General features: G+C 36.2%; 10 protein-coding genes. 6 read left to right on the forward strand and 4 right to left on the reverse strand.

What is annotated here, in order from left to right:
• Window positions 1–8: 8 nt before the first annotated feature.
• Both ACH2CJ_RS14380 and ACH2CJ_RS14385 read right to left on the reverse strand, forming a co-directional pair.
• Window positions 9–2288 (reverse strand): metallophosphoesterase, encoded by a 2280-nt coding sequence (locus tag ACH2CJ_RS14380; protein WP_394993638.1) that lies wholly within the window; start codon window positions 2286–2288, stop codon window positions 9–11.
• Between the two features lie 159 nt (window positions 2289–2447).
• Window positions 2448–3668: a tetratricopeptide repeat protein gene (locus ACH2CJ_RS14385; RefSeq protein ID WP_394993639.1), complete on the reverse strand. Its 1221-nt coding sequence runs from the start codon at window positions 3666–3668 to the stop codon at window positions 2448–2450.
• A gap of 125 nt (window positions 3669–3793) precedes the next feature.
• On the opposite strand from ACH2CJ_RS14385, the gene hpt reads away from it, so the two are divergent.
• Window positions 3794–4324 carry a hypoxanthine phosphoribosyltransferase gene (gene hpt / locus ACH2CJ_RS14390; RefSeq protein WP_394993640.1) on the forward strand — a complete coding sequence of 177 codons (531 nt, stop codon included), beginning with the start codon at window positions 3794–3796 and terminating at the stop codon, window positions 4322–4324.
• A gap of 307 nt (window positions 4325–4631) precedes the next feature.
• On the opposite strand, the gene ACH2CJ_RS14395 is transcribed toward hpt, so the two are convergent.
• Both ACH2CJ_RS14395 and ACH2CJ_RS14400 read right to left on the reverse strand, forming a co-directional pair.
• A complete protein-coding gene (locus tag ACH2CJ_RS14395; RefSeq protein ID WP_394993641.1) occupies window positions 4632–5018 on the reverse strand; it encodes a c-type cytochrome in 387 nt (128 codons plus the stop codon).
• 60 nt (window positions 5019–5078) lie between these two features.
• Window positions 5079–6371: a PQQ-dependent sugar dehydrogenase gene (locus ACH2CJ_RS14400; RefSeq protein ID WP_394993642.1), complete on the reverse strand. Its 1293-nt coding sequence runs from the start codon at window positions 6369–6371 to the stop codon at window positions 5079–5081.
• Window positions 6372–6498: 127 nt separating this feature from the next.
• Here ACH2CJ_RS14400 and ACH2CJ_RS14405 point away from each other — a divergent pair, with 127 nt between their 5' ends.
• The 5 genes from ACH2CJ_RS14405 to ACH2CJ_RS14425 all read left to right on the forward strand — a co-directional run bounded on the left by ACH2CJ_RS14405 (window position 6499) and on the right by ACH2CJ_RS14425 (window position 12755).
• Complete coding sequence (locus ACH2CJ_RS14405) at window positions 6499–9063, forward strand: M14 family metallopeptidase (RefSeq protein WP_394993643.1); 2565 nt, start codon at window positions 6499–6501, stop codon at window positions 9061–9063.
• A 362-nt stretch (window positions 9064–9425) separates the two neighbouring features.
• Window positions 9426–10406: a GSCFA domain-containing protein gene (locus ACH2CJ_RS14410; RefSeq protein WP_394993644.1), complete on the forward strand. Its 981-nt coding sequence runs from the start codon at window positions 9426–9428 to the stop codon at window positions 10404–10406.
• 80 nt (window positions 10407–10486) lie between these two features.
• Window positions 10487–11206, forward strand: a complete 720-nt coding sequence (locus ACH2CJ_RS14415) for a YqjF family protein (RefSeq protein ID WP_394993645.1) — start codon at window positions 10487–10489, stop codon at window positions 11204–11206.
• Window positions 11207–11331: 125 nt separating this feature from the next.
• The gene (locus tag ACH2CJ_RS14420) at window positions 11332–12435 is read left to right on the forward strand and encodes an Mrp/NBP35 family ATP-binding protein (RefSeq protein WP_394993646.1); all 1104 of its coding nucleotides are present in this window, start codon (window positions 11332–11334) and stop codon (window positions 12433–12435) included.
• 71 nt (window positions 12436–12506) lie between these two features.
• On the forward strand, window positions 12507–12755 hold the full coding sequence (locus ACH2CJ_RS14425; RefSeq protein WP_394993647.1) for a NifU family protein: 249 nt from the start codon (window positions 12507–12509) through the stop codon (window positions 12753–12755).
• Window positions 12756–12832: the final 77 nt, after the last annotated feature.

Raw genomic sequence — 12832 nt, forward strand, 5'->3', positions numbered from 1 at the left:
AATTAGTTTCAAAGTTTCGTTATCTTCTTACTTACTTTAAAAGTAGCAGTTTTCAAGGTCAAAAAATACGTACCTGACGGAAGTTCTTGTAGAGAAATTTGTTCTTTTTCGCTAATGATTATTGATTTATGAAGCAGTTTTTTACCGTTCAAATCTCGTAAAATCAATTGCGTTTTTATCGCTTGGTTTGTATGGTTTTCAATGGTCAAATCGCCAGATGTTGGATTTGGGAAGATTGTAAATATTGTATTAGCTTCATTGTCTTCAATGGCAAGCGGAGCCAGTATAGCGACCTTATTTTCGTCCAAAATTTTTCCTTCGCCACAAACATTACTTATTTTTTCAAGTATATAGTTAGTAGCATTCGATTGACTCACTTTTAAGGTTAATCCAATATTTTGGGAAACACTTTCAGGTAATGTGTTGATTTTATAGGTAAACGGTGGCGTACCTTCGAAGCGAAGTTGTAAAATTGCAGTTGTATCGAAAGGAATCGTTTTTTCTCCAAAAAAACTGACTGTTGCAGGCTTATACAAAAGGAAACTTCTACTTGGTTTTTCATCGAAGAAATCAGCATTGGGTCGCACTCTGAAACGATAATTTTTGCTTTCTTTTAGTGTATCAGGTAAAATAATAGTAAACGGACTTCTATTAGATTTGTCTAATGCCAAGGGCTTGGCAAATGAACCATTGATGTCTGATAATTCGAGGACATAATTCCAATTTTCGAGTGAAGTATTTTTTACGTCAAAATAGACTTTTACTTCTTTTTTTAAGCAAACGATGGCAGAATCTCGTAATTCTGTTGAAATAACAGGTTGTGGTGAAACAAAAATTTGAAAATTATCATTTAAAAAACCAAGTGAATCTTTTACTGTAATAACAGTGTCTTTTCGTGGAGAAATTTCAATAAATTCTTGGTTTCGTACACCAGTCGACCAGTTATATACACCTTTCCAAGAAGCATTTAAACGGACTTTTTCGCCATAAGCAATTGTCTTCTTTTCGCTTTTATTGACATTTTTAAAGATAGAAAAGTTATCTCTAATTTCACCATCGGCACAAACCCACCGTCCATCTAAACGATTATTATCAATGGTCAAAAGCAATGAACCGCCGATAGTATAATTTGAATATGCGGACGTAGGATGTGGATTTGGGTCACCGTTCCAATCAAGACGACCAGCAGAGCCAACAACACAATAAATTGTACCCTCGTCTTTGTTTATATATGGCTGTGACCCTACATTTTTATCATATCGCCCATTGGCTTGCTGCATATTATGAATACGGGCATCATAAGTTTCCGAATGTCCCGTTTGCCCCTTAATCAGAAACGAACGTTCGTAAACATGGCTATGACCCGACATTACCAAATCGACTTTATATTTATCAAAAATCGGCACTAAGCCTTCTCTGGTCAAACGCAATTCTACTTCGGCATTAGAATCATGCGAACGTTTTGTGTAGGGTGGATGATGAAAATAAATAATTGTCCATAGCAATTTATTATTCGCTAAATCTTTTACTAACCATTGATATTGTGGACTTTGAGGCTCATAAAAACGGTATTTCCCCTCATCTAAACCATAGGAATCAAGCGAAATAAAGTGAATATTTCCATAATTATACGAATAATAGGCTTTTAAACTAGAAGCAATTCCGCCCATTTCTCCTTTGGTTGGTACCGAAATAACATCAAAATAGTTGATTTTTCGGTCGGTTTGAGCAGTAGCAGTCTCGTAATATTCGTGGTTGCCTGGTGAAGGAAAAAAAGTGGTATTTCCTAAGATATTACTACCATAAAAATCAAAAATCTGCTTTTGGTATTCGACATCAGTACCGCAACAATAGGCATTATCACCCAACCAAAGCCATAAATCCGTATAATTTGCCTTCTTTTCGAGGTATTGGTCTCTAACAGCTTTCTGATTTTGGATATAAATTTCTTTCGAATTATCGCCAAAATCTCCCATTGCCCAAATATTTATTGGGCGGGTTGTAGAGGAGGATGGTGCTGTAATAAAATAAAAATCTTTGCCTGACGCTAAGATTTTTGTGTCTGTTCCAACAGTATAAGTATATCTTGTATTTGCCTGTAAATCAGTGAGTTGTAGAATATGCTCTTTGGTTAACTCGTCATCTTTTACAGTAAAAACTTTACTCGAATCTTGTCTTGAAAAACTCACACTACTATTAGTCAGTACATCGGTTCGCCAACGAATAATCACACCATTTTGGCTTAATTGCTGTAAATATGGGTTACGGGTGAGAGTTTGGGCTGACAAAAGCCCCACCCCGTCGAACCGCCCGAAGGGGAGGAAAAAAAAGGAAAATAAAATTAACTTTAATTTTATTTTATTCATGTATTTGTAACCGAACATACTTTTCAAGGGAAATTATCTCCAAAAATAAGGTCAAAAAGTATTTAATTTGGAAAGATTCAATTATTTCTTTTTCTTATCGCCTTTCATCAACTTTTTGGTGTCGTCAATGAGTTTTTTTGCTTCTTTGTAAGTGTCGGCTTTCTTTTCGGCATTTGCTATGATAATATTGAAATATTCTAATGCTTTTGCATAGTCTTTTTCTGAACTGGCGATTTTGCCTAATGTTAAATTTGCACCCAGAAAATAGCCCGAATCTTTAGAGTTATTTTGCAAAGCATAATCTATCGTTTTTTGATAATATTCTTTTGCTTTGGGCAAATCTCGCTTATAATTATAATTGATATAACCCAAAATATAAGCAGCATAACGCCCCGATGTACTTTCATAGCCATATTTACCCATATTTAAGTTAGTCAGTAACTCTTGAGCTAAGATTTCTGCCTCATCGGCTTTGTTTAACATAAAGGCCGTGCGGGCAGCATAACGATGAAAATAAGCATTATTTGGATACAAAGCGTGCATTTGGGCAGCCATATAATAGGCTTTTTGATGCTGATTTTCCATTGAATAAATTTGCATCAAAAAATATTTTGCCTCCATGCGGGTATAAAAAGCATTCGACGAAACGTACTCTAATTGCTTGATTCCTTCGGTTTTTACGCCTTTATGGAAGAAAGTCATCATCGGTTTAAGTGATGGATAATTCTCGGGAATCCATTTGGAATAATAATTGTAAAGTCCATCACCGATAGCCAGCTCTGGATTGAAATCTCCAAAACCACGACATTTTTCGAGGTATTTCATAGCTTGCTTTCCTGCCCAAGCTGCTTTTATCCAATTTTCACGTTCAGAATACAATCTTCCCTTAAAAGCATAAGCTGCCGCTTGAAAAAACGCAGCTTCTTTATCGGTATCGTCATCGTCGAGCATTGCATCTGCCAAATCAATGGCTCTATTCATGTTATCCAAACACGCATCGTCGTGAGATTCGTCTTTGGTATCTGGCACAATTTTCCACCATTCGTTCAATCCTAAAAGAAAAAAACCAATCGGGTGTTCGGGATATTTCACAGTCAGCCACTTAAAATCACGCTCGGCGGCATCATAATTGAAATTATACATATTATTGATAGCCTGCGTAGCTTCAATCTGAATTGCACGGTTGGCAAGCAAAACTTCGTGGTGTTTCTTTTTAGTATCGCCCCCAAACCACGAAAACTGAGCTTGTGCAAACTGACTAACCAATAAAAACAATAAAAACCAAGCATTTTGGGACTTCATATATCTTTTAAATTTTTATACATTAACGAAACACTTATTGCAAAATTATAAAACTTAAAATTTTCTTAAAATTACTTTTTTGATTTAATTCATTAAATTGCATCAAGAATAAAATTGCCAAAGATATGAAACAAATCAAAGACAAGTATTTTGTCCCTTTTATTGAACCAAAACCTTTGCAAGCTCGCATCAAGGCACTTGCTCAAGAAGTAAACAAAGATTATGCAGGAAAAAATCCATTATTGATTGGTGTCTTGAATGGCTCGTTTATGTTTGTGGGCGATTTGTTCAAATCAATCGACATTGAATGTGAAATTACCTTCATCAGAGTGTCGTCTTACCAAAGCACCGCATCGAGTGGTACAGTGAAGCATATTTTGGGTTTGAAAGAAGATATTCAAAATCGAGATATTATTATCGTTGAAGATATAGTAGATACGGGAATGACGATGCAAGAGATTTTAGGGCAGTTGGCTTCTAATAATCCTGCCTCAATAAAGGTCATGACTTTGCTATTCAAACCCACAGCTTTGAAAGTGCCTTTGAAGTTAGATTATGTCGGTTTTGAAATTGAAAATAAATTTGTAGTTGGCTACGGGCTTGATTATGATGGTTTTGGTAGAAATTTAGACGCGATTTGGGTTTTGGGGGAATAATTGTTTTTTTTAATTTCCTTATTATCAGCGTTTTATAAGAAAATTTGATTGCCGACTACTTTAGCTATCAGATAAATTTCATACAACACCCTTTGGCTTCAGCAACAATTTGAATATTTTGGCTAAATACCTATATTACACTTGGAAATACAAAGTTCGTAGATATTTCTTTAAAACTAAGCAATGATGAATTTTTGACTTTTGATGCAAAAGGTGAAACAAACTTTGGTGGTTCATTTCAATGTTCTCTACTGGTGCAAGTTTTTTTGCTTATACCTATCAAAAAGACTTGTACCATACTTTCTCATCACTTCTTCCGCAAAGCCTTCACTTCTTCTGGTTTTACAGCCTCGGCTTTGTTCTCAAAATTTGAGCGAATGAAAGTCAAAACATCGGCTATTTGCTTGTCAGTCAGAAAACTATGCGATGCCATAATTCCACGGTAAGAGTCGCCATTTACTTCAATTTCTTCGTCCAAACCTTTCAAAATAACATTAATTAATTTGGTTTTATCGCCCACTACCCAATCAGACTTTCGGAGTGGTGGGTTCATATTTGGTACGCCGCTACCATCTTCTTGGTGGCATGCCAAACAATATTGTGTGTAAATTTTTTTTCCTAAATCAACTTTTTTCTTTTGTCCAAAAGAAATATAACTGATTGATAATAAAACAATTACAAATATTTTTTTCATTCTTTTCTTCAAATAAATCCTTACCGGTCTAAATTTAGACCTGTAAGGATTTGTGTTAAATTATTTATTTGCCATTACTCGCCAAACTTTTCCTTTTACCGAGTCTGTTATGTAAAGTGAGCCGTCGGCACCTTCAGCCAAACCCATCGGGCGAGCTTTGGCATCACCAGGACTTTTAATTTCTGGTCCACCCGCAAAATCTTCTGCAAATACTTCATAAGGGCCAGAAGGCAAGCCATTTTTGAATGGCACAAAGGCCACAAAATAACCCGCTTGCATTTTTGGAGCTCTATTCCATGAACCGTGGAAACAAATAAATGCACCGTTTTTATATTTGGCAGGAAACGGAACGCCGCCCGACTGATTTCCTTGATAAAACAATACATCGTTTGGAGCCCAATGCCCCGGAAATGCCATGATTGGTTTATCGGCTTTTGGATATTCTTTTTTGCCATCGCCACCATATTCTGGACAAAGCATTTTCTTGCCTTTTTCTTTGTCGAAATAACTATAAGGCCAGCCAAAATCTGATCCTTTTTTTACTAACAAAAACTCTTCAGAAGGTAATTCTGCTCCTTGCTCAGCCGAATACATTTCTGGAAAGTGCTGAAAAAGCATGTCACGTCCATGTTGCAAAGCATACACATTTTTAGAAAATGGGTCGTAATTGATAGCAACTGCATTACGAATACCTGTGGCAAAACGAATACCATCTTCTTGCTTTTGGTTGAGTTTATTGGCATCGAATTGCCAAATTCCACCATTTTTTTCTAATAATGGGCAAGGCATTTGACCTACTGAACCTTTCTGACGGTCTTTTTCTTGGCAAATATTTGATGGAGCTCCAATGGTAACATACATTTTTCCTTGCTCATCAAAAGTCATTGGTTTTGATTCGTGCTGGCGAAAATCAGGTAAGCCGCTAACAACAGTTTCGGGTGCATTTTTGTCAATAACATCGCCGTTTTCATTTAATTTATAACGAAAAACTTCTGAGTTTGACGAAGCATACAAATATCCTTTATATACTTCCATGCCCGTTCCGATATAATTTCCGAAAAACTCTTTGATGTCTGCTTTTCCATCACCATCAGTATCTTTTAGCATTGTTATGCCTTTATTATCTTTGGCATTGCTATTTTTGATGTAAATCGTACCGTTGGGTAGTACCACAATATGCCGAGCTTTGCCCGTTTCCTCAGCAACTACTACTGCTCCAAACCCAGCAGCCAACTTAATTCCGCCATTATCAACATCGAGTTTAATTTCCTTTTTTATAGGATCTTCAATGATTGGTTTGGTAAATGCCGCGGCAAATAGTAAAACTCCAATTGCTAAACTAATTTTTTTCATAAAAATAAGGCTTTTAATAAAATACAGGTCAAAATTATAAATAAAAGATTACTTAATGCGAAAAAGATGTTTGAAATTTATTTTTTCATATCTTTACTTCAATCTCAAACTAAACCCTTTGATAACCATGAAGAAACATTTATTGTTTATTTGCTGCTTTGGTATTTTTTTAAACTCCTTCGCCCAAAACGATTATTTTTTCCCTAAAAAACAACTCAATGCCTCAATTCCAACACCCGAGCAGTTTCTTGGCTACGCCATTGGTTCGCACCATACTCGACACGATAAATTGGTTGAATATATGCGTGAACTCGACCGAGTTTCTGACCGAGTAACTGTACAAAAAATTGGCGAAACCAACGAGCATCGTGAACAAATAATTGTTACTATTTCGACCCCAGAAAACATAAAACGTTTGGAGGAAATCAGAAAAGAGCATTTGACAATAACCGACCCATCGAAATCTATGCCCGATACAAAGAAAGCTCCTGCCATAATTTGGTTGGGCTATAATGTACACGGAAATGAGCCTTCGGGCGGTGAAGCCTCAATTTTGACTGCTTATTATTTGACCGCTACCGAAGACCCTGAAGCACTCAATTGGCTAAAAGATGCTGTGATTTTGATGGAACCCGTTATCAATCCTGATGGACGAGATAGACATACGCATTGGGCAAATATGCACAAAGGCGACCCAATGGTAGCCGATGCAAACGATCGTGAACACAACGAAGTTTGGCCTGGTGGTCGCACCAATCATTATTGGTTTGACTTGAACCGTGATTGGTATTTGGCAGTTAATGTAGAAAGTAGAAATCGTTTGGCTTTTTATCACCAATGGTTGCCAAATGTAGTGACAGATTTTCACGAAATGGGTACAAATTCGGCTCATTTTTTTGAACCAACCAAAGAGAATGCCGAAAACCCATTAGTGCCAAAATATGTTTATAAAGACCTAAATAGTCGCTTTGCGAAGTATTTTGAGCAAGCTATGAACGAAATCGGTTCATTATACTATACCAAAGAATCATTCGATAATTTGTATCCTGGCTATGGCTCGAGCTACCCTGACATGGAAGGTGGATTGGGGCTTTTATTTGAACAAGCCAGTTCTCGTGGGCATTTACAGGAAAGTCAAAATGGCGATTTGGCTTTTGGGTTTACAGTCAGAAATCAGTTGGTTAACGCCTTAGCAACGGTGCGAGCCTCGTTGGTTGAAAAAGAAAACTTATTGAAACATCAACGAAATTTCTTTACCGAATCTATCTCTCAAGGGCAAAAATCTGCTACAAAAGCCTATATTATTGGCGATGCCAACGACCAAAGTCGAAACCGTGCTTTTTGGGATTTGCTTTTGCAACACGATATCGAATTTTATCATTTGCCTAACGATATTACCGAAAACGGGCAAAGTTTCAAGAAAGGAAAAGCGGTCGTAATTCCTTCAGCACAAGCTCAATATTTGATGGTTCGTTCTATTTTTGACCGTCCAACAACTTTTGCAGATAGTCTTTTTTACGATGCTTCTGCTTGGAATTTAGCTTTGGCGTATGGGCTTCCACATGCCGAAATGAAAGGAGTTTTTCAAAAAGGTGATCGTATTACAAAAAGCGATTTGAAACTCAACCCTGCCTCAATTATTAAAAGTGAGTATGCCTATTTGATTGAATGGACAGATTATTACGCACCAAAAGCATTAAGTCAATTGCTTGATAATCAAATAATTACAAAAACTTCTTTCAAGAAATTTAATATTGGCGGTAAAGATTATGGCTATGGAACTCTTCTGGTTTCTGTTCAGAAACAAAAACTAAATTCTGAAGAATTGTTTCAAAAGCTCAAACAAATTTCACAAAATACTGGCGTTACCATTGAATCTGTTTCAACAGGTTTTAGCACATCAGGTATTGATTTAGGAAGCAATAGCTTTCAAACTGTGAAGAAACCTCAGGCGATGATGCTTGTAGGTGGTGGTGTAACTTCTTCGGAAGCTGGTGAAGTTTGGCACCTGCTCGATACAAAAATCGGAATGCCAATTACGAAAGTAGAGGTTTATAATTTTGCCCGTTTGAATATTAATCGCTACAATACAATTGTGTTAGTCGGTGGGAATTATGCTGCTTTAGATAAACCTTCTGCTCAAAAACTCAAAGCTTGGGTGGCAAATGGTGGTACTTTAATTACCCAAAAAACTGGTTCAGAGTGGGCAATCAAGCAAGACATTGTAAAAGAAAAATTGCGTGAAGTAAAACCTGACAGTAGTCGCAATAAAACTCGTATCACTTACGAAGATTTTCAGGCATCGGAAGGAGCAAAACAAACAGGTGGGGCTATTTTTGAGGCAGAATTAGACATTTCGAGTCCAATTGGCTTTGGTTATACAAATAAAAAAATGGCGATTTACCGCAACAATAATACAGTACTAGAGCGAAGCGTTGGAGCCGCAAATTCTGTTTTGGTATATACCTCAAACCCACGAATTAACGGCTATGTGCATCAAGAATCTTTGAAGCGAATCTCAAATTCTGCTGCAATCAATATTAGCTATGAAGGTAATGGACGAGTGATTTTATTTTCAGACGACCCTAATTTTAGAGGAACATGGTTTGGCACGAATAAATTATTCTTGAATGCTCTTTTCTTTGGCAGCAACATTAGTTTAGGTGGGCAGTTTGGAGCGGAAGAAGAATAGATTTTATAAAGAAAATTAAAGAGGGTTGGCGAACACCAACCCTTTATAAAGCTTACTAACCTTGAAATTTACTTTAAAACCGGTTTTAATAATAGCGGTTTTAAAGTAAATTTTATCATGGAATTCTGCCCTCTCACAAGTCATCTTTAAGACACCATTTTATTACTAATTTTTCTTTAAATAATCCTTCTTGTATTTTTTTACTCTAATTATTATGCAAACTTTTGCAAACAATTAATTAAATTTTATAATTTATTGTGAAATAGCTTGCAGGAACAAAATGTAAAATCTACCTTCGCAAACCGTTGATAATCAAGCACTTCAGTACCTCAATATAACTAATCACTAAAAGATAAAAAAAAATGGATTTTCGTACTGAAATTGAAGTAGCTCCAGCTCACTTCAATATCAGCACTGACTCTAAGATAATGACTGTTGGCTCGTGTTTTTCCGAGGTCATTGGTAGACAGTTGGCTGATAATAAAATGCAGTGTTTATGTAACCCCTATGGTACAGTTTTTAACCCCTCTTCTATATTTAAATTAGTTAATCACAGTTTGCAAAACCAACCTGTTTTTAAGCACCTGATGCTCGAAAATAATGGTATTTGGCAACATTATGATTTTCACTCAAAATTTTATGCATCTTCACGAGAGGAATTGGAAAATGAATTGAATCAAACGCATAAAAAAGTGAATCAGTTTTTGAGAAAAGCTAATTTTTTAGTCATTACACTTGGCTCTTCTATTGTTTATCAACTCAAAGAAAATAGCCAAAATGTAGCCAATTGTCATAAAACGCCTGCCGATAAATTCAAAAAAGAAATGCTGACTGTCAAAGAAATTCAGCTTCGTTTCCGTCCAATGTATGAGGCTTTGAAAATGCAGAACAATCGCATCAAAATCTTGTTTACAGTTAGCCCCGTTAGACATACACGTGAAACTTTACAACTCAATTCAGTCAGTAAAAGTATTCTTCGCACGGCCTGTTACCATTTAGAACAAGACTTTAATGACGTGCATTATTTTCCGAGTTATGAAATAATGATGGACGATTTAAGAGACTATCGTTTCTATAAAGCAGATTTAATTCATCCAAATGAGCAAGCCGAGGAATATATTTTTGAAAAATTTGCCGAAACTTATTTCACGAAAGATTTGAACGTATTTTTGGATGAATGGAATAAAGTAAAAATGTCGCTCAATCATCGACCAATACAAACTGATTCTCCTGCTCATCAAAAGTTTTTGACTGATTTATTGGCAAAACTTGATCTTATGAGTAATAAAATTGATGTATCTAATGAAATGGCAGAAGTTCGCTCAAAACTAATAGCTGCCTAAAAAAACTTTACCGATTATACTCGAAACTGACGTATCTTTGCAGAAGAATATGTCAGTTTTTTTAGTTTTAAAGTAATTTTATGTTCGGAAAAACATTTCTTAAGGCACAATGGAAAAACCTCGTAATGGCAAACTACGAAGTTTCTCCCGATATTTTGAAAAAATATTTACCCTACAAAACAGAATTAGATTTTTGGAACAACCGTTGTTATGCAAGTTTAGTAGGTTTTCAATTTTTAGAAACTACTGTTTTAGGAATAAAGTTTCCATTTCATTCCAACTTTGATGAAGTGAATTTGCGGTTTTATGTCCGCTACAATGATAATGGTGAGTGGAAACGAGGAGTTGTTTTCATTAAAGAAATTGTACCAAAGGCAATGATTACATTTATTGCTAACACCCTTTATAACGAGAATTACGCTACACATCCTTGTAAACATGACATACAAACAACTGATAATCAGTTGTTTGTAAAATATTCATGGAAACATAAAGGCAATTGGAATCATATTAAAGTAACTGCCGATTTGCAAACAAAGCCTATAAAAATAGGCAGCGAAGAAGAATTCATCACCGAACATTATTGGGGATATGCAGGCTATTCTGCTCAAAAAACCAACGAATACCAAGTGCAGCATCCTCGTTGGAATGTTCATTCAGTAAAAGACTACGACATCAAATGTGATTTCGAGGAACTTTACGGCAGTGAATTCGCTTTTTTAAAACAAACAAAGCCAACATCTGTACTTTTGGCAGAAGGCTCTGAAGTATCCGTTTTTAAAGGAAAAGTAATTGTTTAGCAAAAAGCTTCAGTATTTACGATTGGTAGGCAATTTTACCAAAAAAAACAGGAAAATTTCACAAATTATCTATAAACATATTTGAAAGTCTAAAGCGTATAGCATAAGGCATATAGCTAAAATTAATGGGAGAATTAACAATCACTAAAGAAAAAATACTTCAAGCTCTCAGCACTGTTGAGGAGCCAGATTTAAAAAAAGACCTCGTTACGCTCAACATGATTCGTGATATCGAGGTGGGAATCAATCAAGTTACTTTTACAGTAGTATTGACAACGCCCGCATGTCCGCTGAAAGAATTGATTAAGAAAAATTGCACCGATGCTATTCACAAATACCTCAGCAAAGATGTAAAAATAACAATCAACATGACTGCCGATGTTACTTCGATAAGAAGCAATGCTCCAATTTTGGCGGGTGTAAAAAATATTATTGCTATATCGTCAGGCAAAGGTGGTGTTGGAAAATCGACAGTAACCGTCAATTTGGCAATGGCTCTCAAAAATTCGGGAGCAAAAGTCGGTATTATTGATGCAGATATTTCGGGTCCTTCGATTCCGTTGATGTTTGGTGCAGAAAATATGCAGCCCCTCATCACCCAAAAAGATGGCAAAAATATGATTACACCGATCATGCAATATGGTATTAAAATGATCTCCATTGGTTTCTTAACCCCTGCTGATAGTGCCGTAGTTTGGCGTGGCCCAATGGCAAGTCAAGCCTTACGTCAGTTTTTTGGAGATGTAGATTGGGGTGATTTAGATTATATTTTGATAGATTTGCCACCTGGCACAAGCGATATTCACCTCACTTTGGTGCAAACAGTACCACTCACAGGAGCAGTTATTGTAACAACACCACAAAAAGTAGCTTTAGCTGATGCCACTAAAGGTTTATCAATGTTTCGTCAGCCACAAATCAATGTACCTATTCTTGGAATTGTTGAGAATATGGCATATTTTACCCCTGCTGAACTGCCTGATAATAAGTACTACCTTTTTGGAAAAGATGGTGGAAAAAACATGGCGGAGAAGTTTGGTGTACCATTATTAGGACAAATTCCAATAGTGCAGAGTATCAGAGAAGGAGGCGACGAAGGACGACCCGTAATGATGAACAACGAACCAATTGCGAGCGAAGCATTCAAAGCAACTGCCGAGGCTTTGGCACAACAAGTTGCGATTCGCAATGCTTCTGGCGAAAAAACTGTTAGGGTAGAGATTAGGTAAGAGGAAAAAATTGGAACTTTTCCAACTTTTTTTTACTTTTATACGTACATATTTTGAGTAATACAAATTCAATGAAAGATCTAATAAAAAAAGTAGAAGCTGCTTTAGATAGCGTACGACCTTACTTAAAAACCGATGGTGGAAATGTAAAAGTTGTAGAAATAACTGAGGATTTTACGGTTCGACTTGAGTTATTGGGAGCTTGCGGCACTTGCCCTATGTCTTCAATGACTTTCAAGGCTTCTTTGGAAGAAGCTATCTTGAAATCTGTTCCTGAAATCAGAAAAGTAGAAGCCTTGAACTTGGTTCCAGCTTTCTGATAAGTCAAATCTCTTAAAAATGGGCTATGCTAAAGAACTATCAGGAATTGATTTCATGGTAGAAAGCAAAATCTGGA

It is taken from the genome of Emticicia sp. (genome assembly GCF_043780375.1).
Taxonomy (GTDB): Bacteria; Bacteroidota; Bacteroidia; order Cytophagales; family Spirosomataceae; genus Emticicia.

Coding starts and splice junctions, on each gene's coding strand:
- ACH2CJ_RS14385 (WP_394993639.1), bottom strand. CDS start 3,668: ATGAAGTCCCAAAATGCTTGGTTTTTATTGTTTTTATTGGTTAGTCAG.
- ACH2CJ_RS14400 (WP_394993642.1), bottom strand. CDS start 6,371: ATGAAAAAAATTAGTTTAGCAATTGGAGTTTTACTATTTGCCGCGGCA.
- ACH2CJ_RS14405 (WP_394993643.1), top strand. CDS start 6,499: ATGAAGAAACATTTATTGTTTATTTGCTGCTTTGGTATTTTTTTAAAC.
- hpt (WP_394993640.1), top strand. CDS start 3,794: ATGAAACAAATCAAAGACAAGTATTTTGTCCCTTTTATTGAACCAAAA.
- ACH2CJ_RS14410 (WP_394993644.1), top strand. CDS start 9,426: ATGGATTTTCGTACTGAAATTGAAGTAGCTCCAGCTCACTTCAATATC.
- ACH2CJ_RS14420 (WP_394993646.1), top strand. CDS start 11,332: ATGGGAGAATTAACAATCACTAAAGAAAAAATACTTCAAGCTCTCAGC.
- ACH2CJ_RS14395 (WP_394993641.1), bottom strand. CDS start 5,018: ATGAAAAAAATATTTGTAATTGTTTTATTATCAATCAGTTATATTTCT.
- ACH2CJ_RS14415 (WP_394993645.1), top strand. CDS start 10,487: ATGTTCGGAAAAACATTTCTTAAGGCACAATGGAAAAACCTCGTAATG.
- ACH2CJ_RS14425 (WP_394993647.1), top strand. CDS start 12,507: ATGAAAGATCTAATAAAAAAAGTAGAAGCTGCTTTAGATAGCGTACGA.